The organism is Paludibacterium purpuratum (assembly GCF_004363805.1).
GTDB classification, from domain to species: domain Bacteria; phylum Pseudomonadota; class Gammaproteobacteria; order Burkholderiales; family Chromobacteriaceae; genus Paludibacterium; species Paludibacterium purpuratum.
Genome location: NZ_SNZP01000023.1, coordinates 1 through 22,401 on the forward strand (window position 1 = coordinate 1; position 22,401 = coordinate 22,401).

Genomic DNA, 22,401 nt, shown 5'->3' on the forward strand with positions numbered 1-22,401 from the left:
CAGGACCGTGAAACGCCTTAGCGCCGATGATAGTGCGGCATTCGCCGTGTGAAAGTAGGACACTGCCAGACGCCTCTTGAGAAAAGCCCAGACCACAAGGTCTGGGCTTTTTGCTTTGGTGCTTGCGTAGTGTGCGTTCGCGAAGCAACGCACAAATTCTCCATACCCTTCAAACCCGTGCATTGGCTTCAGCGAATGCACGCTACGCGTTTACGACTATTACAGGCCTTGATCGGTTATTTGTCATATTATTGGCGAGTAATAGGAGCCAATAATATGTCGACTACAGATCGCCTCAGCGGTGTCGCCGCGTTTGTCCACGCCGCCGAAGCCGGTAACTTCAGCGCGGCGGCCGAACGTATGCACTTGTCCCGATCCGCCGTGGCCAAAAGTGTGGCACGGCTGGAGGAGCGGCTCGGCACCCGGCTTTTCCATCGTACGACACGCAGTCAGAGTCTCACTGAGGATGGCCTGACGTTTTATCAGCGTTGTGCAAGAGTCTTGGCCGAGCTCGAGCAGGCAGAGGAAGAGTTGGCAAAGGGACGGGACGAAGCGGTTGGCAAGGTGCGGATCACGATGCCGGTGCAATTGGGGCGAAGTTGCATCGCGCCGGCGCTGTTTGCCTTGGCACAGCGCCAACCGGGGCTGCAACTGGAAATGTCGTTCACTGACCGCTGTGTGGATCTGATCGAGGAGGGATTTGACCTAGCAGTCCGTAGTGGCCCGCTACCTGACAGTAGCAGTCTTAAAATGCGCAAACTCGGTGAACAAGAGCTGGTGCTGTGTGCTGCACCCGCGTATCTCGCTCGGCGGGGCACGCCGCGTACGTTGAGCGACTTAGCGGCACATGACGGCATTTTCTATGGTCGTGCCGATCGCATCGGCGAGTGGCGCTTTCTCGTTAACGCCAGGGAGGAGGTGTCAGCGGTGCAGGCCAGGTTCTGCATGGACGATCTGGACGTCATGCTGACAGCGGTGAAGGAGGGACTTGGCATTGCTCGCCTACCGACTTGGCTGCTGGGCGATGCGTTGCAGTCGGGGTACATCAAGCAAATATTGCATGGCCACCAAGTGGCCGCTTACCCGGTACACATCGTTTGGCCGACCGCACGGCAACTGTCGCGCAAGCTAAGAGTCGTGATCGATGAATTGGCGGCCGTTGTACCGTCGAGTTTGAGGCTTTAGGGCGCAACAGGTACACCGTCCTGCTTGCGCCCCGTCGTCAACCGTCGATACGCTCGATTTGCGCGCCGACGGCGCGCAGTTTCTCTTCAATATGCTCGTAGCCGCGGTCGAGGTGGTAGATGCGGTCGACGTAAGTGTCGCCGTCCGCGACCAGTCCAGCGAGTACCAGGCTTGCAGAGGCCCTCAGGTCGGTCGCCATGACGGTTGCGCCTGACAGCTGTTGGGTGCCCTTGATGATGGCGGTATTGCCTTCGACATCGATCTGCGCACCCATACGGCTGAGCTCCGGGACGTGCATGAAACGGTTTTCGAAGATCGTCTCGGTGACAATGGCAGTGCCTTCCGCCACGCTATTGAGCGTCATGAGCTGCGCCTGCATATCGGTCGGAAAGGCCGGGTAGGGCAGTGTGCGCACATTGACCGACTGCGGGCGGCGCTTCATGTCGAGCGAGATCCAGTCGCTGCCGGCTTCGACGACAGCGCCGGTTTCCACCAACTTGTCGAGCAGCGCTTCCATGGACGCCGGTGCGGTCTGACGTAGCACCAAGTGCCCTTGAGTGATGGCGGCGGCGATCAGAAAAGTGCCGGCCTCGATACGATCCGGCATGATCGCATGTTCGGCGCCATGCAACCGATCCACGCCCTGGATGACCAGCCTGTCTGTGCCGATGCCCGTGATTTGGGCGCCCATCTTGTTCAGACATAGCGCCAAGTCGGATACCTCGGGCTCGCGCGCGGCGTTTTCCAACACGGTGGTGCCTTCGGCCAGTGTGGCCGCCATCAGCAGATTTTCCGTCGCCCCGACGCTGATCATGCCCATGACGATGGTCGCGCCGCGTAGGCGCTTAGCGCGTGCCTTGACGTAGCCATGCTCGATGGTGACCTCGGCGCCCATGGCCGCCAACCCCTTGATGTGCAGATCGACTGGCCGGCTGCCGATGGCGCAGCCGCCTGGCAGCGATACGGCGGCCTCGCCGAAGCGGGCAAGCATCGGGCCAAGCACCAAGATCGACGCACGCATGGTCTTGACCAGCTCGTAGGGGGCGACGAGGTTATCGATGCTGGCGGCCGTAATCTCGACTTGGTGCAAATTGTCGGTCATGACACGCGCCCCAAGGATCTGCAGCAGCCGCTGGGTCGTGGCAATGTCGCGCAACATCGGCACATTGGTCAGCTTGAGCGTGTCGGACGTCAGGAGACCGGCGCAAAGAATCGGCAGGGCGGCGTTCTTGGCGCCGGAAACGCGAATTTCGCCGTTGAGCGGTCCGTTGCCGCGAATGTGCAGTTTTTCCATTGGTGGGGTTTTAGCCTTGCTGCTGGCGCCATTCGTCCGGCGTTTGCGCCTTGACGATGGATAGGGCATGAATTTCGTTGTTGAGCAAACGGGCCTTGATGACTTCCTTGATCAGCCGGTGGCGGTCGACCAGTCTTTTGCCGGAGAAGGCATCCGACACGACGGTGGCATAGAAGTGATGGCCATCGCCCTCGACATCGAGGTGGGTGCAGTCCAGCCCGGCGGCGATATATTGCTTGACCTGTTCAGCGGTAACCATGTGTGTTCCTGAAGTGAGTGTTAGGGCCTAGTGACGCAGCTTGTAGCCGGCGTTGATCAACCACAGGGCAAACGCCGAGACGATAATGAAACTGAACCCGACAACGCCGAAGGCAAGCCATGGGCTCGTGTCGGATTGGGCGAAAAAGCCATAGCGGAAACCGTCGATCATATAGAACACCGGATTGAAGTGCGAGACGGTTTTCCAGAACGGCAGTAGGGAGTTAATCGAATAAAACACGCCGGATAGGAAGGTCAGCGGCATGATCAAAAAGTTCTGGAAGGCGGCCAATTGGTCGAATTTCTCCGCCCAGATCCCGGCGACGACGCCCAAAGCCCCCAGCGCACCACAGCCCAGCACAGCGAAGACTAGCGCCCACAATGGATGCGCGGGCCAGGGCAGTCCGAACCAGGCAGTGACCACCAGCACACCCAATCCCACCACCAGGCCGCGCACCACGGCGGCAAGCAGGTAGGCGGCGAAAAAGTCGAGGGCAGTCAACGGCGGCAGCAGCAAGAACACAATGTTGCCGGTGATTTTCGACTGGATCAGACTGGATGAACCATTGGCAAAGGCATTCTGGGTCATGGACATCATGGCCAGGCCTGGAATCAGGAATGTGGTGTAGTGAATGCCGGCGTAGACCTCGATGTGGTTAGCCATGGCGTGGGAGAAGATCAGCTGGTAGAGCAATGCGGTCAGCACCGGCGCCGCCACCGTTTGGAACGACACCTTCCAGAAGCGTACCAGCTCTTTTTTCAGTAGTGTTAGGAAGCCCTGCATCAATTGCCCCCTTGCATCATCTTGACGAAGACATCTTCTAGGTCGGTTTCGATGACGCTCAATTCTCGTATTTCGACACGGGCCTCGCGCAGCCCGGTCAGCACTTGTTCCAATTCTGCGATATCGGCCAACTGCAGCACGATGCGATCGCCCTCGACGCTACGTAGCCACGGCCGCAATGCCTCGGGCAGCGGGGCGGACAGTGTCAACGCCACTTCGCGGCGCGCGCTATGCGCCAGCAACTTGCTCTTATCTTCCAGAGCGATCAGTCGGCCTTTTTTCAGCATGGCGATGCGGCTGCACAGCTCTTGGGCTTCTTCCAGATAATGGGTGGTCAGTACGATGGTATGGCCGACCTGGTTGAGTTCGCGCACGAAATGCCACAGGCTCTGACGCAATTCGACGTCGACGCCCGCGGTCGGCTCGTCGAGCACGATGACCGGCGGACGATGTACTAGGGCCTGCGCCACCATCACTCGGCGTTTCATGCCGCCGGAGAGGGCACGCATATTGGCATCGGCCTTATCCGACAGTCCCAGTTTGAACAGCAGCTCGTCGATCCACGCATGATTGCGCGTCAAGCCGAAATAGCCGGACTGGAATTGTAGTGTCTCGCGTACCGACAGGAATGGATCGAACACCAGTTCTTGCGGTACGACGCCGAGACTTTTGCGTGCGGCGCGAAAATCGCGCTGCACATCGAAGCCCATCACCTTGATGCGACCGCTATCCGGGCGCGACAAACCGGCCAGGATGCTGATCAGCGTGGTTTTGCCGGCGCCGTTTGGGCCGAGCAGGGCAAAGAACTCTCCGGGTTCGACGGTAAAGCTGACTTGATCGAGTGCGGTCAGCGCACCGAAATGCTTTCCGACCGACTCAATGGCGATTGCGCTGGGCATGGGATTCATCATCGGCAAAGAGAGGCGAATTATATTCGTATGATGGATAACTGTCAGTAGTTATCTACAGAAAAAGCATAGAAAAGAACGGCTTGTCGACGCTGTACTTGTCGACAAGCCGTGCTCGAGCGCTTTAATCAGTGCGGGGCGGAAGCGTCCGGTTTGACGTTGGACGGCGCCGTGCTGGGGGCGGCATCCGGAGTCACTAACTGATCGATGTCCAGATCGTCCGCGTTCGGTGTCTGGCTCGCCGGTGCCGAAGCTTGGCTGGCGCCGCCGATCTGTGCGGCGCGCAGTTGCAAATAGGCATCGCGCGTGTAGCTGTATGGGTCGATGGCGGCTTCGTCGATGGCGTCGCTGACATCTAGCAGACGCTCGCGCCTGCTAACCAGTTGCACGCCGTCTGCCACGTTGGCGGTGGCGGGCGCCTTGAAGAGGATGCGGCGTTCGGGCCCGATGTACAGGGTCGTTGCCGTGCCCAGGCCGTCGCGAACCGTCGACGGTCCCAATATCGGCAGCACCAGGTAGTGACTGTCTTTCCAACCCCAGCGCGCCAAGGTGTCGCCCAGGCTGGTTTTATTGCTCTTCAGCCCCATCGGCGTGGCGAAGTCCACCAAGCCGAAGACGCCGAAGGTGGTGTTGACCGCGACGCGCATCAGGTCGTTCATGGCCTTGACCGGCTGGGCGCTCAGGATATCGTTGGCGAGGCTATAGGCATCGAGCAGGTTGTCGAAGAAGTTGCTCACCCCCGTGCGTGCCGGCTGTGGCGTCACCTGGCGGTAAGCCCGGGCCACCGGTTGGGCGACGGCCCGATCCAGTTTGTCGTTGAAGTTATAGATCGAGCGGTTCATCGGCTCGAGCGGGTCTTGCGGATTGCTTGGATGCGTCGCACAGCCTGTCGCCAACAATGCGGCACATAGCATCACGATCGGCATGGCTTTCATCAGGGGCTCTCTGTTATCGGATCAATCAGTGTCTCGATGCCATACAAGGCGGCAAGCGTGGCCAGACTGCGCGGAAGGTGCCGCAGAGTCAGGCTGGCGCCTTTCTCCTGCGTCGTGCGCCGTAGTTCGAGAATGAGTGCCAGCGCAGCGGAGTCGGACGTTGCCGCGCCGGAGAAATCCAGCGCCAGCGCCTCTCCCACCTTCAGGCCGCCGGCCAACTCGCGCGCTAGCGCGCCGCAGCGGTCCATGTCGAGCCGGCCTTCGAGCTTGATCTGCATGGATCAGGCACCCGAACCTTGCGATGCTAGCTTGGCATTCTTGTCTTTCAACGACTTGATCAGACCATCCACGCCGTTGGTGCGTACTTCGGTATCGAATTGGCTGCGATAAGCCGTGACCAGACTCGCACCTTCGACACTCACGTTATAGACGCGCCAGCCTTGGCTGGTCTTGTAAAGCGTGTAGTCGACCGAGATCGGTTTCTGGCTGTTGCCGCTGTTGGGCAGCGTCACTTCGGTGCGTACCGTGGCTTCGGCGCCGTTATTGTTCAGCACGGCATTCGGCTTGACGTCGATTTGCGCATTTCTGTAGCGCGTCATGGTGGACGCGTAGACGCGGATCAGCAGGGTTTGGAACTGATTGGTCAGTTCGTCTTGCTGGCCGGGCGTGGCAACGCGCCAGTTTTTGCCCACGGCGAAGGCGGTCATGCGCTTGAAGTCGAATTTCGGGATCACCATCGTTTCGATCTGGTCGCGGATCTTGCGCGTGTTGCGGCCATTTTCCGTCTTCAGTACGTCGAGCACTTGCTTGGAGTTCTCGCGTACGAAATCGACCGGCGAAGCATCGGCGCGCGCCAAAACCGGCGTCGCCAGGATCAGTAGGGAAAGCAGGGTAAAGAGCAGTTTCTTCATGGTGTTATTTCATTCCAGAGCAGTAAGGTTTTCTTCATTGGGCCGCACTGGCGTTCTTACCGCCATGCGAGTCGCCCTTTTCGGCAAAGTTAAGCATGAACTTGCTGATCAGTTGCTCGAGTACCAGCGCGGACGAGGTAATGGCGATTCGGTCGCCCGATTTGAGAGAATCCGGATCGCCCCCTTCGGTTAGCCCGAGGTATTGCTCGCCCAATAGACCTGAGGTCAGGATTTCGGCGCTGGTATCGCGGCTGAATTGATAGCGTTTATCGAGCGCGAGCGTCACGTGTGCGACGTAGCGCTGGGTGTCGAGTTCGATGTTGGTCACCCGGCCGACCACGACGCCGGAGGATTTTACGGGTGCCTTGATTTTCAGACCGCCGATATTGTCGAAGTCGGCGGTCAGCACGTAGGTGCTGTTGGCATTCTGCGGAGTCAAGTTGGCCACTTTCAGTGACAGAAAGACGATACAGGCGATGCCGATGGCGACAAAGACCCCGACCCACAAATCAATAGTAGAGCGTTTCATTGGTTTTTTCCTAAAACATGAAGGCTGTCAGGACGAAGTCGAGCGCCAGGATGACCAAGGCCGACGTCACCACGGTGCGGGTGGTGGCGGAGGAAACCCCCGCAGCGGTCGGCGTGGCGTCATAGCCCTCGAAGACAGCGATCAGCGTGACCGCGATGCCGAATACCAGACTCTTGATCAAGCCGTTGACCACGTCGTAGTGCAGGTCGACGGCGTTGTTCATTTGCGACCAGTAGGTGCCTTGATCGAGGCCGATCATCACGACGCCGATCAGGTAGCCGCCAAAGATGCCCATGACGTTGAACAGCGCCGCCAGCACCGGCATGGAGATCACCCCGGCCCAGAAGCGCGGCGCCACCACGCGGGCGATCGGATTGACCGCCATGACGCTCATGGCGTCGAGCTGTTCGGTGGCCTTCATCAGGCCGATCTCCGCCGTCATGGCCGAACCGGAACGGCTGGCGAACAGCAGGGCGGCTAGAACCGGGCCGAGTTCTCGCAGCAGCGAAAGGGCGACCAGGGCACCGAGCGCGTCGGAGGAGCCGAAACGCGACAGGGTGTTGTAGCCCTGTAGGCCGAGCACCATGCCGACGAACAGGCCCGATACGATGATGATGATCAGCGACAGGACACCGGCGAAATAGACCTCGCGGATGACGAGCGAGAAGCGCAGCAGACTCTGGCCGGAGTACATCAGGATGGCCACCAGGAACCGGCTGATAAAGCCCAAGCGCCAGATGGCGTTGATGCTGGCGTGGCCGAGCCTGCGTAGCGGAGAAATCAAAAATTCAGGCATGACCGTCTCCTAACATCCCCAGGTCGTCGGTCAGGCCGCGGCCGGCCGGATAGGCGAAGTGCACAGGACCGTCGGCCTCCCCGTGGACGAACTGGTGAACCCAGGGCGATTCGGCGGCGCGAACCTGATCCGGTGTTCCCTCGGCGATGATTTCGCCATTGGCGACAAAATAGACGTGGTCGACGATGTCCAGCGACTTGTGCACGTCGTGCGTCACCATAATGGCGCTGGTTCCCAGCGCGTCGTTCAGTTTCTTGATCAATAGGGCGATGACCCCGAGCGAGATCGGGTCGAGACCGGTGAACGGTTCGTCGTAGAGCATCAAGGCCGGATCGAGCGCAATCGCGCGCGCCAGCGCCACCCTGCGGGCCATGCCGCCGGACAGCTCTGCCGGCATGAGCTCTTGCGTGCCACGCAGGCCGACCGCGTTGAGTTTCATGATGACCAGGTCGCGGATCATGTTCTCCGGCAAGTCGGTATGCTCGCGCAGCGGAAAGGCGACGTTATCGAACACCGACAAGTCGGTGAACAGCGCGCCGAACTGGAACAGCATGCCCATGCGGCGGCGATGGGCGAACAACTCGGCATGGCCCATTTTGGCCACGTCCTTGCCGTCGACCAGCACTTCGCCGCGCTGTGGCCGGTACTGGCCGGAGATCAGGCGCAGCAAGGTGGTTTTGCCACTACCGCTGCCGCCCATGATCGCGACCAGTTGTCCGCGCTGGATGCGCAAATTGATGTTCTTCAGGATCGGCCGCCGACCATAGGCGAAACTGACGTTCCTGAGTTCAATAAAAAAATCTGAAGACACGGGTAACCCGACGTTATTGGAGATAAACAGGCTCGTTGTATAGCTTTGTATCAGTTACAAGTTTATCGATTTACTTCAAAGAAGCCAAATGACAACAAAATTCATGCTGTGCGAATGGCCGTAGGATGGCCGGTGTGACGCCATCAGCCCAGAGGCCGATGGCGTTCAGCAGAGCGTCAAATACCGCGGAGTAACTCGTTGATGCTGGTCTTGGCGCGAGTCTTCGCATCGACTTTCTTGACGATGACAGCGCAGTACAGACTATAGCTACCGTCTTTGGCCGGCAGGTTGCCGGAAACGACCACTGAGCCTGCCGGCACGCGGCCGTAATGGATTTCGCCGGTTTCGCGATCGAAGATGCGGGTCGACTGGCCGATGTACACACCCATGGAGATCACTGAGCCTTCCTCGACGATGACGCCTTCGACAATCTCTGAACGGGCGCCAATGAAGCAGTTGTCCTCGATGATCGTCGGATTGGCCTGCAACGGCTCAAGTACCCCGCCGATGCCGACACCACCCGACAGATGCACGTTCTTGCCGATTTGAGCGCAGGAACCGACCGTCGACCAGGTGTCGACCATGGTGCCTTCGTCGACGTAGGCGCCGATGTTGACGTAGGAGGGCATCAGAACCGCGTTCTTGCCGATGAACGAGCCCTTGCGCACCATGGCGTTGGGCACCACGCGGAAGCCGCCTTCGCGGAACTGGGCTTCATGCCAGTCGCCGAACTTGGTCGGTACTTTGTCGAAGTAGCGGGTTACGCCATCGTCGGTGACCACGTTGTCGCGGATGCGGAACGACAGCAGAACAGCCTTCTTGACCCACTGGTGAGTGACCCACTGGCCATCGATCTTTTCCGCAACACGCAAACGGCCGCTGTCGAGCTCGCCGATTACTTGGTCGATGGCGGCTTTCAATTCCGGGCTGACGGTGGCGGGCGTGATGTCTGCGCGTCGCTCGAAGGATTCGTCGATCAGTGCCTGAATCGGATGCATATGATGTCCTTGCATGGGAATGGGGGGATTCATGAAATCAATTCCGTGGTGATTGGCTGACAAGATACCGGATACGGCCGGCGGCTTCCACGCATTCGGCCAGCGGCGCTACCAGCGCGATGCGAATGTAGCCTCGGCCTGGGTTGATGCCGTGGGCGTCGCGCGCCAGGAAGGATCCGGGCAGCACGGTGACATTCTGTTCGGTGTAGAGCCGGCGCGCGAAGGCCTGGTCGTCGCCGCCCGGCACCGGCAGCCACAGGTAGAAGGCGGCTTGCGGATGCTGGGCGCCCAGGCTGTCGGCCAGGATCGGCACGACCGCGTCGAACTTGGCCTGGTAGGCGGCGCGGTTGGCTTCGACATGGGCCTCGTCGTTCCAGGCGGCGATGCTGGCTGCCTGGATGGTCGGGCTCATGGCGCTGCCGTGGTAAGTGCGATATAGCAAGAAGGCTTCCAGCAGGGCCGCATCGCCGGCGACGAAGCCGGAGCGCAAGCCAGGCGCATTGGAGCGTTTGGACAGGCTGGTGAACATCACGATGCGTTGGAAGTCGCGCCCCAGTTGTCGCGCCGCTTGCAGTCCGCCCAACGGCGGCTGGCCGAAGTGGATCTCCGAATAGCACTCGTCCGAGGCGATCACAAAGCCATAGCGGTCGGACAAATCGAACAGCCGGCGCCAATCGTCGAGCGACATGACCGCACCGGTGGGGTTGCCCGGGCTGCAGGCGAAGACCACCTGGGTTCGGCGCCATACCTCATCCGGCACGGCGGCCCAGTCGGGCTGGAAGCCGTTTTCCTGCACGCAGTTGACGTACCAGGGTTCGGCCCCGGCCAACAACGCTGCGCCTTCGTAAATTTGATAGAAGGGGTTGGGCGATATCACGACAGGCGTTTGCGATCCGCTGGGATCGATCATGGCCTGGACGAAGGAGAATAGTGCCTCGCGACTGCCGTTGACCGGCAGAATCTCGCGCTCGGGGTCTGCGACGATATCGTAACGGCGTTGAAGCCAGCGGGCGCAAGCTTGCCGCAGTTCGGGTGCGCCGAGCGTTGGCGGATAGCTGGCCAGTCCGCCGAGCGCGCCGGTGAGCGCCTCGCACAGCACGCCCGGCGTGGGGTGCTTGGGCTCGCCGATGGACAGGTTGATCGGCGCTTTGTCGGCTGCCGGTGTCAGGTCGGCGAACAGGGTGCGCAGTCGTTGGAACGGGTAGGGGTGCAAGCGCTTCAACAATGGGTTCACGAATCGGTTTCCTGTAGACGGGCTTGAATGAGAACCAAAATAGCTTAGCGTAAAAGCCCTCGAGTCGCTGCGTTTCTAATTGTCCAAGGATTTCCCGGCCAGGCGGTTTACCTCGCGTCCGGTGCGAGCAGTTTGCCTGCGCTGATCAGCGCTTTGATCGAGTAAATATCGAAACGGGTGCTTTTGCCTTCCATTTGCGCCGAGGGCGTCCAGCCCTCGATGACCGCCCCCAGGCGCGGCCTTTTGACCACCACGCGTTGACGGGCGCATCGCAGCGCGGCGCTCAGTAGCGCGCTGCTGTCCAGATCGTCGCCGATGACGTGCTGAAAGGCCTGCATGTCCTTTTTGGCCGCGGCGCTCTTGCCGGTTTCGGGAAACATCGGATCGACATACACCACGTCGGGCTGCGTTTCGGCAGCCTGGGCCTCGAGCCAGCGGATGGCATCGGCATGCACCAGCGTCATGCGCGCGGCGATGTCCATAGTGTCTAGCGACACGGCGGCGCGCGCAAGCCCATCGTCGAGTAGCGCCGCCGCCACCGGCGAACGCTCGACCAGCGTCACGTCACAGCCGAGGCTGGCCAGCACGAAGGCGTCGCGCCCCAGACCGGCCGTGGCGTCGACGATGCGCATGGTGCCTTGATGCCCCTTCAATCCGATGGCTTTCGCCACGGGCTGACCGCGCCCACCACCCTGTTCGCGCCGATGGCGTGCCGCGCCGTCGACGAATTCGGCAAACACGGCGCCATGCTTGCCGGTGGTAACCAGCGCCAGTCGCTCGAATCCCAGTTCCAGCCAGTAACCCGACTCTGGTCGTTGCCGCACCAGAGGTAGGGCGTAACGTTCGGCCAATTGGCTTGCGCGTTCGCGACGCGCGCCGTCGGCGCAAAAAAGCGGTGTGGTGGGCATGGCGGTCGGGCCTTGAGAATGGATGCGCTGGCACGATACGACATGCAGCCTGGACAGGCAACCGTCATAGCGAGGCAAGGCGCCGAGCGACGGTTACCATGCGGTCATGAGTGCGTTAATGGGATTTGTCGCCGGCGTGACGCTGTGTATCTGGCTGGCCGAACTGCCGGATTGGCGTTGGCTGTTGGCCGGCGCGGTGTTGGGGCCGTCGTCGCGCGGGTTGCCTACATGGGTGCGCCCCGCGCTGTGGTTGGCGGCGGGGCTGTCGCTTGGGCTGGCCTGGGCGGTGTGGCAGGCGGCGCAACGCCTGGCCATGCGCTTGCCGGCGGCGTTGGATGGTCAGACGGTGGAGCGGGTGTTGACGGTGCGCGATTTGCCGGTGCGGGGGCGGCATGGTTTTCGGGTGCTGGTGCGGGTCGAGCCCGATGCCGCGGGCCGGATGCCTATGCCGTCATTGATCCGTGTGCATGTGGCGGGCGGCGAGCTTTGGCCGGCCGGTAGCCGATGGCGTGCGCGCATCCGGCTGCAGCCGGTAAGGGCGACCGCCAATCCGTATGGCTTCGACGCCGAAGCCTGGTTATGGGCGCAAAGCATTCTGGCGAGCGGCCAGGTCATTGGCTTGCCACGGCGCCTGGGCGATGCCGAAGATGGCGCGGCCCGGGTGGATCGGCTGCGCGCGCGGATTGCCGGACGTATCGAACGGGTGCTGGGCGACACACGCGAAGCGGCGCTGGTGACGGCGTTGACCGTCGGCGCGCAACAGCACATCGACCGTGCCGAGTGGCAGCTATTCGCCCGAACCGGGGTGACACACTTAGTGTCGATCTCGGGATTGCATGTCGGCATGGTGGCCGGGCTCGTCGCCTGGACAATGCGACAATGGCTACGTCGACTGCCCGCCGGGCGAATCGCGCCTAGGGTGTGGGTGGCGTTGAGCGGCTTGACAGCCGCGGGCGCCTATTCCTTGTTGGCCGGCTGGTCGGTGCCGACCCGACGCACGTTTTTCATGTTGGCGGTGGCATGCCTGCTGTTGTGCTGGCGTCGAGCGCTGACGCCGTTCCGTATCTGGTGGCTGGCATTGGCGGCCGTGTTGTTGTTCGACCCGTTCGCGGTGTATTTCCCCGGCCTGTGGCTATCGTTTGGCTTGGTGGCGGCGCTGATGACGGTGAGCGTCGGACGGCGGCGCCCACCGGATAAATGGCGCGGCATGATACAGGGACAATGGGCGGCGAGTGTGATGTCGGTGGTGCCGCTGGTCGGTTTTTTCGCCGCCTTGCCGTTGATTTCTCCGTTGGCCAATCTGGTCGCCATTCCTTGGATTTCGGCATTGGTGTCGCCACTGTGCTTACTTGCCGCCGCCTTGCCTATCGATGCGTTGCTCCATCTGACGGCCTGGCTGTGCAGCGGATTCTATGTCTTTATCACCTGGTGTGCCGGCGCGCCGATGTGGTCGCTGCCGTCGCCGCCCTGGCCGCTATTTGCCTTGGGGATGTTGGGCTCGTTATGGCTCATTGCGCCGCTGGGATGGGCCGGCCGCCTTTTCGGCGCGTTGCTGTTGGCGCCGCTGCTGTCGTATGCACCGCCCAGGCCGGGGGCCGGGCAGTTTCGAGCGACGGTGCTGGATGTCGGGCAGGGGTTGTCGGTATGGATCCGCACCACGCGGCACGATCTGCTGTACGACACCGGCCTACCGGCGGCGGAGGCGGTGGTATTGCCCAATCTGTTGGCATCGGGCGTGCGGCGTTTGGACGCGCTGGTGTTGTCGCACCATGATGCCGATCACGATGGCGGTGCGCCGAGCCTAGTGGAAGCGCTGCCGATCGGTGTCTTGTGGGTCGGGCAACCCGAGAGTGCTCACGTTCTTGGCATGCCGTATCGACGCTGCCGGCCCGGCCTGCGTTGGCAATGGGACGGCGTGCGTTTCGAGCTGTTGTGGCCGGACGAGCACTGGCGCGACAGCGGCAACAATTCCTATAGTTGCGTGTTGCGCGTGTCGGGGACTCATGGTTCGTTATTGCTGGCCGGCGATATTCCACGGGAGGTCGAGGCGCAACTCGTGGCTCGGCATGGTCGCGGACTGGCCAGTACGGCGCTGATTGCGCCGCACCATGGCAGCCGAACTTCGTCGTCGCCGCCCTTTTTGCAAGCGGTCGCCCCGCACTGGAGCGTGATCAGCGCCGGTTGGCGCAATCGCTATGGCCATCCCCATCCGCTGGTGTTGCGACATTATCGTGCCGTCGGCACGGCCGCGTTGCGTACGGATCGGTTGGGCGCGATCACACTGGATTTTTCTGCGCCACCGACGGTCAGTGGGTATCGGCTGACGGCGCCGCGGCATTGGCGTCCGATGCCGGAGGCGTCGGGCGGATCAGCCAGATATCGGCCGTAACTTGGTTACCGTTGCCTTGGTAATGCACATCGTCGAACGAGAGTTTGCGCGCAATCAGAATGCCGCGGCCATGGCTCTCCAGATAGGAAATCGCTTCTGTGTCGAGAAAGTGCTGCCAGTCGAAACCGGCGCCTTGATCCGTGATGGTAAAGCTGATGGTCTCCCGGCTTCGGCGGTAGTGTAGCGTGACTTGATGCTGACCGAGCGTCGGGTCGTTCAGCCGTCGCTCCAGCTCGGCCTCCCACGTGCCCTCCGCCTGCAGCCGTGTTTTCTCCGCATAGGTGAGTTGCAGATTGCCGTGCTCGATGGCGTTGACCAGTAATTCGAACAGGCCGGTGGCCACCCGTTCTGGATGCGGGCAGGCGCGGGCTAGCATGGCGGTGACCCACTGCGCTTCCTTGTGGGTGCGGAACGTGAAGAATGCCTCGTTCAGATAGCCTAATGCTTCCGCCTGCTGATTGGCCAGTTCGCGGAAATAGGCATGCCGATCCCAGTGGCTGACGGCGGCGGCGACCACCGCTTGCAGCATCTCGCGCGAGAACGGTTTGGTCAGGTAATAAAAGGCGCCTTGCGATAGGCCTTCCTGAACGCTGGCCGCGGCGCCGACGGCCGTTTGCATGATGACCGGGAGAAACGCCAGTTGCGCATTGGCCTTGATGCGCCGCAAAACCTCGAAGCCATCCATGCCCGGCATCATCTTGTCCAACAGTACGGAGGAGTAGCGATCGCCCTCCTTTTCCAGAAGGCGCCAGGCCTCCGCGCCGCTTTCGGCCGTCTGGACTTGGTAGCCGGCATCCTCCAGCAGCTCACTCATCAGTTCGAGGTTGAACGGTTCGTCGTCGACCAGCAGCAAGGTATGGGCCATGGCGGTGCTCCTGTTTCAAAGGGGATGACGCGGTCGTAGCGGGAAAGTAAAGCAGAGCTGCGCCCCACCCTCCGGCGTATTGTCGGCACGGATTTCGCCCTGGTGGGCATGGACAATTTCACGGCAGATCGCCAAGCCGAGGCCAGTGCCGCCGGCGCCCGTCTTGGTCGAACTGCTCTGGATGAATTTGTCGAAAATCGATTCGAGCTCGTTGGCGGGGATACCCGGTCCCTGGTCGATTACCCGAACCTGAACCACCGGATAGCCGGCGTTTTGCACAATGCGCGCATCGACCAGAATTCTGCTGGCCGGAGGGCTGAACTTGATGGCGTTGGTCAGCAAGTTGCGCATGACTTGGCCGATGCGCACGCTGTCGAAGCAGGCGATCAATGGTTGCGGTTCGATGTCGGTCTCGATGCGGATGTCGCTGCTTTCCGCCATGCCGGTCAGTTCGTCGCAAACCTCGTGCAGGTGACGGGCCAAGTCGTCGTCGACCAGTTTGTACTCCATACGACCGACTTCCATCTTGGCCAAATCGAGCAAGTCATTGAGTAGCGACAGTAGCCGATTGCCGCTGGATAGGATGCGTTTGAAATACTGCTGAATCTTTTCTTGCCCACCTTGTTCGGTTTTGCTCTGGCCCATTTCGGCGAAGCCGAGGATGGCATGCATCGGGGTGCGGAGTTCATGTGACATATTGGCCAGGAACTCGGTCTTGGAACGGCTGGATTCCTCGGCCAGTTCCTTGGCGGTGCGCAGAGCCTCTTCCGCCGCACGCTCGGCCGAGAAATCCTGGTAAACCCAGATGGTTCCTAGACCGGGGACCGCGGGGTTGAGGGCTTTGCCATGCAAACGAACCCAAATCAGCTTGCCGCGCCCCGTCTGTAAACGGAGCTCGGTCGTCACTACCTTGCCTTCGTTGAGCAGATGGTAGAGCAAGCGCCCAGTGCGCTCGTATTGTTCGTCGCTTTGGTAGAACTGGCGAGTGGTGAAATTGATGGCACGCACTTCGTCGCAATCGAATAGCTCCAGGAAAGCATGGTTCACCTGCTTGATGTTGCGGCCGACAATATAGGCCATGGCCAAGGGGCTTGCGTCGAGCAATGCCGCCAGTTGCCGGCTCTGCATCTCGACTTGTTCCGCCAGGCTGTTTTTCAACCGGATCAGTGCGGCTTCTTGTTCCTTACGTAGACTGATGTCGCGACAGACGATCAAATAGAACTGGTCGTCCGGCAGCGTGACCTGAGACAGCGATAGCTCGGTCGGCAGCTTGCTGGTGTCGTTGCGGATCAGTTGCGACTCGAATGGCATGCCTTCGAAATTGGCGGCAATGACAGAAAAGTCCTGCTTGCTATTATCGTAGAGTTCGGGGAACAGCGCGCCGATACTCAAGCCAGGCAACGACTCGGCCGGTTGGCCGATCAACCGCGCGGCAGCCGGATTGACGTGGGTGATGGTGCCGTCATGGTCGGCGAGCATGATGGCGTCGGCACTTGCTTGCAGGATGGCGTTCTGGCGCATCTCGCTTTGGGTGCGGGCATGCTCCGAGGCGATGCGTTCGGCAATCTGCTGACGTAGCAACTGATTATTTTGTGCCAACTGCAGCTTTTGTGCCGCCAATTGTGTCCGGAACTGCGTATTGCGTCGGGCGAGCGTGAACAGCAAGGCGAAGAGCAATAACAACGCGATGGCCGTGAGCGACAAAATACCCACGTCGTTGTCGTCGAGCGGCAAGATGCCGGGCGTCGTCAGGTGGTAGGTACCGAACTGCAGGGACATGTCGCCGATCGTGGTGGTTAGGCTGGCGGTCGGGGCATCGGCCGGTCGACCTTGTTCCGGCCGCGAATCGAGCAGCAGCAGCGGCTGCTGGTTGTTGATCTTGGCCCAGACCAGTAAGCGAAGCCGGCTCTGGAAGGGGCTGCCGTCCGGCAGCGACATGAAGAGCAGTCGCTCAAGATCCAGATTGAACAGCAGAAACCGCGGTTTTTGGGCTATCGGCACCACGATATAGAGTCGACTGGCATTGGTGTCGCTGATGCGATGGGCGACCAGAACGGGCATGCCGGTGTGCTGTGCATGGTTGAGCGATTGCTCCCAGCCGGCCAGTGCGCCGAGATCCTGCCCACGCGGAAAACCGCTGGCATCGTCCGGCAAATAACTGATTACCGGGAAATATTCGGGCTTGGACGGGCTGGGAATGAGGTGGCGATTGCGCAGCACCTGGATCGGGCCGTTGATGGCGGCTTCAAAAGCGGAACGTTGGGGCGCCGGTACTTGAGCCAAAAGGGCCACGCCATTGAATGGGCTGTTGGGATGGGTGGCGCTGGCGCTGATCCGGGCTAGCGCAACGGTAGAAAATCCCTGGGGGTCACCATTGGATGGTTCAGCCAGCACGGTGGCGTAATCCAGTGCGGCATTCAGTCGGATCGTCAGGCTGTTGAGGCTATAAGTACCCCACATGGAATAGCGCTCGGCATCGCGTTGTGCGACGCCGGCTTGCAGTAGCCAATATTCGGACAGTAGCAGGGCAACGGCCAACAGGCCGGCCATGACGATCAGTCCGGGCCGCCGCAACACTTTCATCGCCGTATCGCTCAGGCCGCGTCGTTCAATTGCCGATAGAGTTGGTCGAACTCGAGCGTCAATTTGTGTCGTTGATCGAGATAGGGCATGGGGCGAGAGGCCTCGTGCGACTCACGGATGCGAACCGATGCGGACAGCGGTGTGTCAAGAATCGGCAGTCCCTCGGCGCGCAGCTCCGCCACTTGGCGCGCGGGTAGACTGGCGCGTGGCTGGAACTGATTGACGACGATGCCTTCGATCGCTAACTGTGGGTTATGGTCGGCGCGAATTTCTTCCACGCTGTTCATCAGCCCGTACAGCGCCTGGCGCGAAAAGGTGTCGCAGTCGAAAGGAATCAGGCAGCGCTGAGCGGCGATCAACGCCGAGAGCGTATAGAAGTTGAGCGCAGGCGGCGTGTCGATCCAGATCTCGTCGAATCCGATCTCTTCATCGAGTGCATCGAACGCCTCACGCAGCTTGAAAATCTTATGCCGGGCGTCCAGCTTGCCCATCATGTCGCTCAAACTGGGGTGGGAGGCTAGCAGGTGCAGGCCGGCGAACGGCGTTTCTTCGATGAATTCGTGCGCCTGCTTGCCGAATAGCGTGATGTTCAAGAACTGGTCGAACAGGCCGCCCAGATGGCGCTCGCCCGCCGGCGCACCCATCAGATAATGGCTGCTGTTGCCTTGCGGGTCGAGATCGACCACCAGCACCTTCCGGCCCTGCCGTGCCGCAGTGGCTGCCAGGTTCACCGTGATAGTGGACTTGCCGACTCCACCCTTCTGATTGAAGACCACTCGTCGGATTGCCGCCATTCATACCCCCTTGGAGCAAGCCGAGTCGCACCGACTGACGCCATCAACCCGCGGATGCGTTCTGGCACACGAACAGCATCTGCTGGAAGCTTGCGGAGTTCGGCACTACCGGCGTTGGTTTTATCTGGTTGTCATTATAGGTGAAGCTTGCCACCTGCCTGCCTGTTTCATCAAACAAATTCATTCCGACTAAGCGATAAGTATTGGCTTGGCAGTCAATTTGCCATGTATTGATGGAGACTTTGTGACGTGGCGTATTCATAAAGTCTTCCTTGCGAATGTCGAAAATGGTCTTTCGCTCGCGATAGGTGACTTGCGTGCCCTGGCGTTGAATCGACATTTTGTCGATTTCATGCAGGATGTTGCCGTTGGGCGATACGCCGATGTTTTCCCAGTCGGCGCTTGGCATCGTGACCTCCGAGGCGGGGAGTTTGCCGGGCCGCATCGGGGAAACCGGTTGCGTGGCACAGCCGGCAAGCAAGCCCGCAGTCAGAGCCAACGCAAGAATTGGGTTACGCATTGCAGATTCTCCTGATAAACCGTGCCAAGTGTCGCACAGCGGGGCGCTGTGGCCAACCGGGGAAAATTCTTTCGCAATCGACGGAACTTTACAGGATGGTGGTGGGTCTTTTATCGGACGAGAGCGTTTTTCCTCGTTTCACATTGTCTCCAAATCTTGTTTAGCCACTTCCTTAATAGGGAGTGGCTTCTTTTTGCTCTCATGCCCTGGAAGCGGGTTTCCCGTACAATGACGTCCTTCTTCAGGATTCAAGCTCCCCAGATGCAGGACGCCAACACTCTACTCCAGAATATCTTCGGCTATCCGTCATTTCGCGGACAGCAGGCCGAGATCGTGGCCCATGTGGCCGCGGGCGGGCATGCGCTGGTGCTGATGCCCACCGGAGGCGGTAAATCGCTGTGCTATCAGATCCCGGCGTTGATGCGCCCGGGGGTCGGTATTGTCGTGTCGCCGTTGATCGCGCTGATGCAAGACCAAGTCGCCGCGCTGACCGAAGTCGGCGTCGCTGCGGCCTGCTTGAATTCGGCCACTGGGGCGGATGAGGCGCGCGACATTGCGCGCCAGGCGCGAGCCGGTACGCTGGACATGCTGTATGTAGCGCCGGAACGGCTATTGATGCCGCGCTTCCTCGATTTTCTCGACTCGCTGAACTTAGCGCTGTTTGCCATCGACGAAGCACACTGCGTGAGCCACTGGGGGCACGACTTCCGCCCGGAATATCAACAGCTCGGTCTCCTTGCGCAGCGCTTCCCCTCGGTACCGCGGCTGGCGTTGACCGCCACCGCCGATTTGCCGACCCGGGCCGATATCCAACATTACCTGGGCTTGCAGGAGAGTCCGGTCTTCCTGTCGAGCTTCGATCGCCCCAACTTGTTCTATCAGGTGGTTGAAAAGCACAACGCCAAGAAACAATTGCTGAGCTTTATCCAGGGAGAATTCCCAGGCGTATCGGGCATCGTCTACTGCCTGTCGCGCAAGCGGGTGGAGGAAACGGCCGAGTGGCTGGCCGAGAACGGCATCCATGCCTTGCCCTATCACGCTGGTCTGAGCCATGAAGTTCGCGAAGCCAACCAACGAGCCTTTTTGCGTGACGATGCCGTGGTGATGGTCGCTACCGTGGCGTTCGGTATGGGGATCGATAAGCCGGATGTACGCTTCGTGGCTCATATCGACATGCCCAAGAGTCCGGAGAGTTTTTACCAAGAGTCGGGTCGGGCCGGACGCGATGGCCTGCCAGCCGTCAGTTGGTTGTGCTATGGACTCAACGACGTGGTGCAGCTCAGTCGAATGATCCAGGAATCGGAGATGGCCGAGCAGCAAAAGCAGGTCGAATCCACCAAGTTGGACGCCATGCTAGGCATCTGCGAAACCGCCAGCTGCCGTCGACAACAGATTTTGGCCCATTTCGGCGAGGACATCGCGCCATGCGGCCACTGCGACAACTGCCTGTCGCCGCCGATCACCTTCGATGCTTCGACGGCGGTGCAGAAGTTGCTCTCCTGCATCTATCGGGTGGGGCAACGCTATCCCGCCGGTCATGTCGTCGATGTCCTACTGGGGCGTAGCAACCAGTGGGTCACCTCTGCCGGCCATGATCAGTTGTCGACTTTCGGTATCGGCCGCGAATTGAACCAACGCGCCTGGCGCTCGGTGATCCGCCAGTTGGTGGCGCGCAAGATCTTGCAAGTCGACGTGGTCAGGGGGCAGTCGCTGGTGTTGACCGAGCTCTGCCGACCGTTACTCAAGGGGCAGGAAGCCATCCAACTACGGCCGTTGGCCGACAAGGATCGAGGTAGTCGCACCCAGGCCGACCGCTGGCTGCGTACCGAGCGGGAGGAGCGCCTGTGGCAGCAGTTGCGCCGCTGGCGTAAAGAAGTCGCTGACGAGCATAATGTTCCGGCCTATGCCGTCTTTTCAGACCGCACTTTGCGGCAATTGGTCGAAGAAAAGCCTCTCAATCGCAACCAGCTGGCGCACATCTATGGTATCGGGGAACTCAAGCTGGCACGCTATGGCGACAATCTGCTCAACCTGATGCGGCAAATCGGGGAAGAGTCGACGGGCGGCGAATAAATCATTCAAAATTGGCGGGCTGAAAATCACACAAGATCAATGGCCGGTCTGGTACTGCGGGAAAGGGAGAACAAACGATGGCAGTCAATCTGAAACCTCTGGATGACAATACTCTGCTGCCGATTGCAGGGCTAGAACTAAGCGTGGCCGAAGCCGGCGTCAAATACGCCAATCGCCGCGACGTGCTGGTCATGCATATCGATAAGGGCAATACCGTTGCCGGCGTGTTCACCCAAAACCGCTTCTGCGCGGCGCCGGTGCAACTTTGCAAGCAGCACCTCGATGCCGGCGTGCAGATTCGCGCACTGGTGATCAATACCGGCAACGCCAATGCCGGCACCGGCGAGGAAGGCCGACAGCGCGCGCGCGCCATCTGCGCGGCGTTGGCCGACGAGTTGAGCTGCCAGGCGGAGCAGATTCTGCCATTCTCTACCGGCGTGATTCTCGAGCCGTTACCGGCCGATCGAATCGTTCGGGCATTGCCGGCGCGCAAGCCGGCCAGCTGGGCCGAGGCGGCGCATGCCATCATGACGACCGATACCATGGCCAAGGCATCCAGCCGTCGTGTGAGTATCGGCGGCGAGCCCGTCGCAGTGACCGGGATCGCCAAGGGTGCAGGCATGATCCATCCTAATATGGCCACCATGCTGGGATTCGTGGCGACCGACGCAGCCATCACCCGGCCCGTGCTGAATCAGTTGGTCAAGGAGGTTTGCGATCCATCGTTCAACTGCATTTCGGTCGATGGCGATACCTCCACCAACGACAGCTTCATTCTGATCTCCACCGGCAAGAGCCAGGCGCCACTGATCGACTCGACCGACTCGGCCGACTATCAGGCCATCAAAGCGGCGTTGCTCGACGTGGCGACTGAGCTGGCGCAAGCCATCATTCGCGATGGCGAAGGCGCCACCAAGTTCGTAACGGTCGAGGTGGAAGGCGGCCGTAGCGTGGCGGAATGCAAGGCGGTTGCTTACGCTATTGCTCGCTCCCCTCTGGTCAAGACCGCCTTTTTTGCCTCCGACCCCAATCTGGGGCGGCTACTGTGCGCTATCGGCTATGCCGGCGTGAACGATCTGGACGTCGACCGACTTGAACTCTACCTGGATGATGTGTTGGTCGCGCACCAAGGAGGGCGCCACCCAGACTATCGCGAAGAGCAGGGGCAAGCTGTGCTGAATCAGGCTGAATTCAAAGTGCGCGTGCTGCTGCATCGCGGTGCGGCCCAGGCGCGTGTTTGGACCTGTGATTTCTCCTATGATTACGTTCGCATCAATGCTGACTATCGCAGTTGAGGGCGTCAGCCTTTATGACAAAGCCGCCCTAGAGGCGGCTTTGTCATGCTGAGCGAGAGGTTTTGCCTGTCTTTCGCCAAAGCAATGACACAGCCGAAAATAAAGAAATTCATATAAAACATTGTGTTGCGAAATGATTTCTAGAGGTAGGGCTTTTTGCTGTAAAAACGGTGTTGACGGACCCTTTGGTGGCGCGTATAGTTCGCCTTCTCCGCTGCAGCAACAAACGCAGCACCGCTCTTTAACAAACAGAACAACCGATAGGTGTGAGTGCCGGGAAGAGCCGACACTTGCACTGCAAGAGACAGAAAGTAACCTTCGGGTTTCTTCG

22 protein-coding genes are annotated in these 22,401 nt (G+C 60.4%); 4 read left to right on the plus strand and 18 right to left on the minus strand.

Features of this window, described 5'->3' with window-relative positions:
- The first annotated feature begins 276 nt into the window (after window positions 1–276).
- Window positions 277–1,185, plus strand: a complete 909-nt coding sequence (locus DFP86_RS18950; RefSeq protein ID WP_133684241.1) for a LysR family transcriptional regulator — start codon at window positions 277–279, stop codon at window positions 1,183–1,185.
- A gap of 37 nt (window positions 1,186–1,222) precedes the next feature.
- On the opposite strand, the gene murA is transcribed toward DFP86_RS18950, so the two are convergent.
- From murA to DFP86_RS19015, 13 genes are all read right to left on the minus strand, one after another.
- Entirely contained in the window at window positions 1,223–2,479 is a 1,257-nt protein-coding gene (gene murA / locus DFP86_RS18955) for a UDP-N-acetylglucosamine 1-carboxyvinyltransferase (RefSeq protein ID WP_133684243.1), read from the minus strand.
- A 10-nt stretch (window positions 2,480–2,489) separates the two neighbouring features.
- Window positions 2,490–2,738: a BolA family protein gene (locus DFP86_RS18960; protein ID WP_133684244.1), complete on the minus strand. Its 249-nt coding sequence runs from the start codon at window positions 2,736–2,738 to the stop codon at window positions 2,490–2,492.
- Window positions 2,739–2,765: 27 nt separating this feature from the next.
- Window positions 2,766–3,521: an ABC transporter permease gene (locus DFP86_RS18965; protein ID WP_133684246.1), complete on the minus strand. Its 756-nt coding sequence runs from the start codon at window positions 3,519–3,521 to the stop codon at window positions 2,766–2,768.
- Window positions 3,521–4,420 carry an ABC transporter ATP-binding protein gene (locus DFP86_RS18970; protein WP_133684248.1) on the minus strand — a complete coding sequence of 300 codons (900 nt, stop codon included), beginning with the start codon at window positions 4,418–4,420 and terminating at the stop codon, window positions 3,521–3,523. The genes DFP86_RS18965 and DFP86_RS18970 overlap by 1 nt, the downstream gene beginning before the upstream one ends.
- Before the next feature lie 137 nt (window positions 4,421–4,557).
- Window positions 4,558–5,364 (minus strand): MlaA family lipoprotein, encoded by an 807-nt coding sequence (locus tag DFP86_RS18975; RefSeq protein WP_133684250.1) that lies wholly within the window; start codon window positions 5,362–5,364, stop codon window positions 4,558–4,560.
- On the minus strand, window positions 5,364–5,642 hold the full coding sequence (locus tag DFP86_RS18980) for an STAS domain-containing protein (protein ID WP_133684252.1): 279 nt from the start codon (window positions 5,640–5,642) through the stop codon (window positions 5,364–5,366). Before DFP86_RS18980 ends, DFP86_RS18975 begins: the two co-directional genes overlap by 1 nt.
- 3 nt (window positions 5,643–5,645) lie before the next feature.
- Entirely contained in the window at window positions 5,646–6,275 is a 630-nt protein-coding gene (locus DFP86_RS18985) for an MlaC/ttg2D family ABC transporter substrate-binding protein (RefSeq protein ID WP_133684254.1), read from the minus strand.
- Window positions 6,276–6,309: 34 nt separating this feature from the next.
- A complete protein-coding gene (gene mlaD / locus DFP86_RS18990; RefSeq protein ID WP_133684256.1) occupies window positions 6,310–6,804 on the minus strand; it encodes an outer membrane lipid asymmetry maintenance protein MlaD in 495 nt (164 codons plus the stop codon).
- 10 nt (window positions 6,805–6,814) lie between these two features.
- Window positions 6,815–7,600, minus strand: coding sequence for a lipid asymmetry maintenance ABC transporter permease subunit MlaE (gene mlaE / locus DFP86_RS18995; protein ID WP_133684258.1), 786 nt, complete (start codon window positions 7,598–7,600; stop codon window positions 6,815–6,817).
- Window positions 7,593–8,411, minus strand: coding sequence for an ABC transporter ATP-binding protein (locus DFP86_RS19000; protein ID WP_133684260.1), 819 nt, complete (start codon window positions 8,409–8,411; stop codon window positions 7,593–7,595). Before DFP86_RS19000 ends, mlaE begins: the two co-directional genes overlap by 8 nt.
- 176 nt (window positions 8,412–8,587) lie before the next feature.
- Window positions 8,588–9,409, minus strand: coding sequence for a 2,3,4,5-tetrahydropyridine-2,6-dicarboxylate N-succinyltransferase (gene dapD, locus DFP86_RS19005; RefSeq protein WP_133684263.1), 822 nt, complete (start codon window positions 9,407–9,409; stop codon window positions 8,588–8,590).
- Window positions 9,410–9,446: 37 nt separating this feature from the next.
- On the minus strand, window positions 9,447–10,643 hold the full coding sequence (dapC, locus tag DFP86_RS19010; protein WP_133684265.1) for a succinyldiaminopimelate transaminase: 1,197 nt from the start codon (window positions 10,641–10,643) through the stop codon (window positions 9,447–9,449).
- Window positions 10,644–10,750: 107 nt separating this feature from the next.
- Window positions 10,751–11,551, minus strand: coding sequence for a class I SAM-dependent methyltransferase (locus DFP86_RS19015; RefSeq protein WP_133684267.1), 801 nt, complete (start codon window positions 11,549–11,551; stop codon window positions 10,751–10,753).
- A gap of 106 nt (window positions 11,552–11,657) precedes the next feature.
- On the opposite strand from DFP86_RS19015, the gene DFP86_RS19020 reads away from it, so the two are divergent.
- Window positions 11,658–13,940, plus strand: a complete 2,283-nt coding sequence (locus tag DFP86_RS19020; RefSeq protein ID WP_133684269.1) for a DNA internalization-related competence protein ComEC/Rec2 — start codon at window positions 11,658–11,660, stop codon at window positions 13,938–13,940.
- Here the strand turns inward: DFP86_RS19020 and DFP86_RS19025 are convergent.
- Genes DFP86_RS19025 through DFP86_RS19040 form a run of 4 tightly spaced genes read right to left on the minus strand, consistent with a single transcriptional unit; the run spans window position 13,858 to window position 18,702 of the window.
- The gene (locus DFP86_RS19025; protein ID WP_133684270.1) at window positions 13,858–14,805 is read right to left on the minus strand and encodes an ATP-binding response regulator; all 948 of its coding nucleotides are present in this window, start codon (window positions 14,803–14,805) and stop codon (window positions 13,858–13,860) included. The genes DFP86_RS19020 and DFP86_RS19025 overlap by 83 nt on opposite strands.
- 15 nt (window positions 14,806–14,820) lie before the next feature.
- Complete coding sequence (locus DFP86_RS19030) at window positions 14,821–17,388, minus strand: ATP-binding protein (RefSeq protein WP_133684272.1); 2,568 nt, start codon at window positions 17,386–17,388, stop codon at window positions 14,821–14,823.
- Between the two features lie 11 nt (window positions 17,389–17,399).
- Window positions 17,400–18,182 (minus strand): ParA family protein, encoded by a 783-nt coding sequence (locus DFP86_RS19035; protein ID WP_133684274.1) that lies wholly within the window; start codon window positions 18,180–18,182, stop codon window positions 17,400–17,402.
- A 43-nt stretch (window positions 18,183–18,225) separates the two neighbouring features.
- A complete protein-coding gene (locus DFP86_RS19040) occupies window positions 18,226–18,702 on the minus strand; it encodes a surface-adhesin E family protein (RefSeq protein WP_133684276.1) in 477 nt (158 codons plus the stop codon).
- A 261-nt stretch (window positions 18,703–18,963) separates the two neighbouring features.
- Here DFP86_RS19040 and recQ point away from each other — a divergent pair, with 261 nt between their 5' ends.
- Together recQ and argJ are read left to right on the plus strand one after the other, a co-directional pair.
- Complete coding sequence (recQ, locus tag DFP86_RS19045) at window positions 18,964–20,775, plus strand: DNA helicase RecQ (protein ID WP_133684278.1); 1,812 nt, start codon at window positions 18,964–18,966, stop codon at window positions 20,773–20,775.
- Between the two features lie 77 nt (window positions 20,776–20,852).
- Window positions 20,853–22,070, plus strand: coding sequence for a bifunctional glutamate N-acetyltransferase/amino-acid acetyltransferase ArgJ (gene argJ, locus DFP86_RS19050; protein WP_133684280.1), 1,218 nt, complete (start codon window positions 20,853–20,855; stop codon window positions 22,068–22,070).
- Window positions 22,071–22,210: 140 nt separating this feature from the next.
- Here argJ and DFP86_RS19505 read toward each other — a convergent pair.
- The coding region (locus tag DFP86_RS19505; protein WP_208108407.1) for a hypothetical protein at window positions 22,211–22,401 on the minus strand (191 nt) is incomplete at its 5' end.

What these genes read in the sequence shown, in the direction of transcription:
- DFP86_RS18950 (WP_133684241.1), top strand. Translation starts at nt 277, where the DNA reads ATGTCGACTACAGATCGCCTCAGCGGTGTCGCCGCGTTTGTCCACGCC.
- murA (WP_133684243.1), bottom strand. Translation starts at nt 2,479, where the DNA reads ATGGAAAAACTGCACATTCGCGGCAACGGACCGCTCAACGGCGAAATT.
- DFP86_RS18960 (WP_133684244.1), bottom strand. Translation starts at nt 2,738, where the DNA reads ATGGTTACCGCTGAACAGGTCAAGCAATATATCGCCGCCGGGCTGGAC.
- DFP86_RS18965 (WP_133684246.1), bottom strand. Translation starts at nt 3,521, where the DNA reads ATGCAGGGCTTCCTAACACTACTGAAAAAAGAGCTGGTACGCTTCTGG.
- DFP86_RS18970 (WP_133684248.1), bottom strand. Translation starts at nt 4,420, where the DNA reads ATGCCCAGCGCAATCGCCATTGAGTCGGTCGGAAAGCATTTCGGTGCG.
- DFP86_RS18975 (WP_133684250.1), bottom strand. Translation starts at nt 5,364, where the DNA reads ATGAAAGCCATGCCGATCGTGATGCTATGTGCCGCATTGTTGGCGACA.
- DFP86_RS18980 (WP_133684252.1), bottom strand. Translation starts at nt 5,642, where the DNA reads ATGCAGATCAAGCTCGAAGGCCGGCTCGACATGGACCGCTGCGGCGCG.
- DFP86_RS18985 (WP_133684254.1), bottom strand. Translation starts at nt 6,275, where the DNA reads ATGAAGAAACTGCTCTTTACCCTGCTTTCCCTACTGATCCTGGCGACG.
- mlaD (WP_133684256.1), bottom strand. Translation starts at nt 6,804, where the DNA reads ATGAAACGCTCTACTATTGATTTGTGGGTCGGGGTCTTTGTCGCCATC.
- mlaE (WP_133684258.1), bottom strand. Translation starts at nt 7,600, where the DNA reads ATGCCTGAATTTTTGATTTCTCCGCTACGCAGGCTCGGCCACGCCAGC.
- dapD (WP_133684263.1), bottom strand. Translation starts at nt 9,409, where the DNA reads ATGCATCCGATTCAGGCACTGATCGACGAATCCTTCGAGCGACGCGCA.
- DFP86_RS19015 (WP_133684267.1), bottom strand. Translation starts at nt 11,551, where the DNA reads ATGCCCACCACACCGCTTTTTTGCGCCGACGGCGCGCGTCGCGAACGC.
- DFP86_RS19020 (WP_133684269.1), top strand. Translation starts at nt 11,658, where the DNA reads ATGAGTGCGTTAATGGGATTTGTCGCCGGCGTGACGCTGTGTATCTGG.
- DFP86_RS19025 (WP_133684270.1), bottom strand. Translation starts at nt 14,805, where the DNA reads ATGGCCCATACCTTGCTGCTGGTCGACGACGAACCGTTCAACCTCGAA.
- DFP86_RS19030 (WP_133684272.1), bottom strand. Translation starts at nt 17,388, where the DNA reads ATGAAAGTGTTGCGGCGGCCCGGACTGATCGTCATGGCCGGCCTGTTG.
- DFP86_RS19035 (WP_133684274.1), bottom strand. Translation starts at nt 18,182, where the DNA reads ATGGCGGCAATCCGACGAGTGGTCTTCAATCAGAAGGGTGGAGTCGGC.
- DFP86_RS19040 (WP_133684276.1), bottom strand. Translation starts at nt 18,702, where the DNA reads ATGCGTAACCCAATTCTTGCGTTGGCTCTGACTGCGGGCTTGCTTGCC.
- recQ (WP_133684278.1), top strand. Translation starts at nt 18,964, where the DNA reads ATGCAGGACGCCAACACTCTACTCCAGAATATCTTCGGCTATCCGTCA.
- argJ (WP_133684280.1), top strand. Translation starts at nt 20,853, where the DNA reads ATGGCAGTCAATCTGAAACCTCTGGATGACAATACTCTGCTGCCGATT.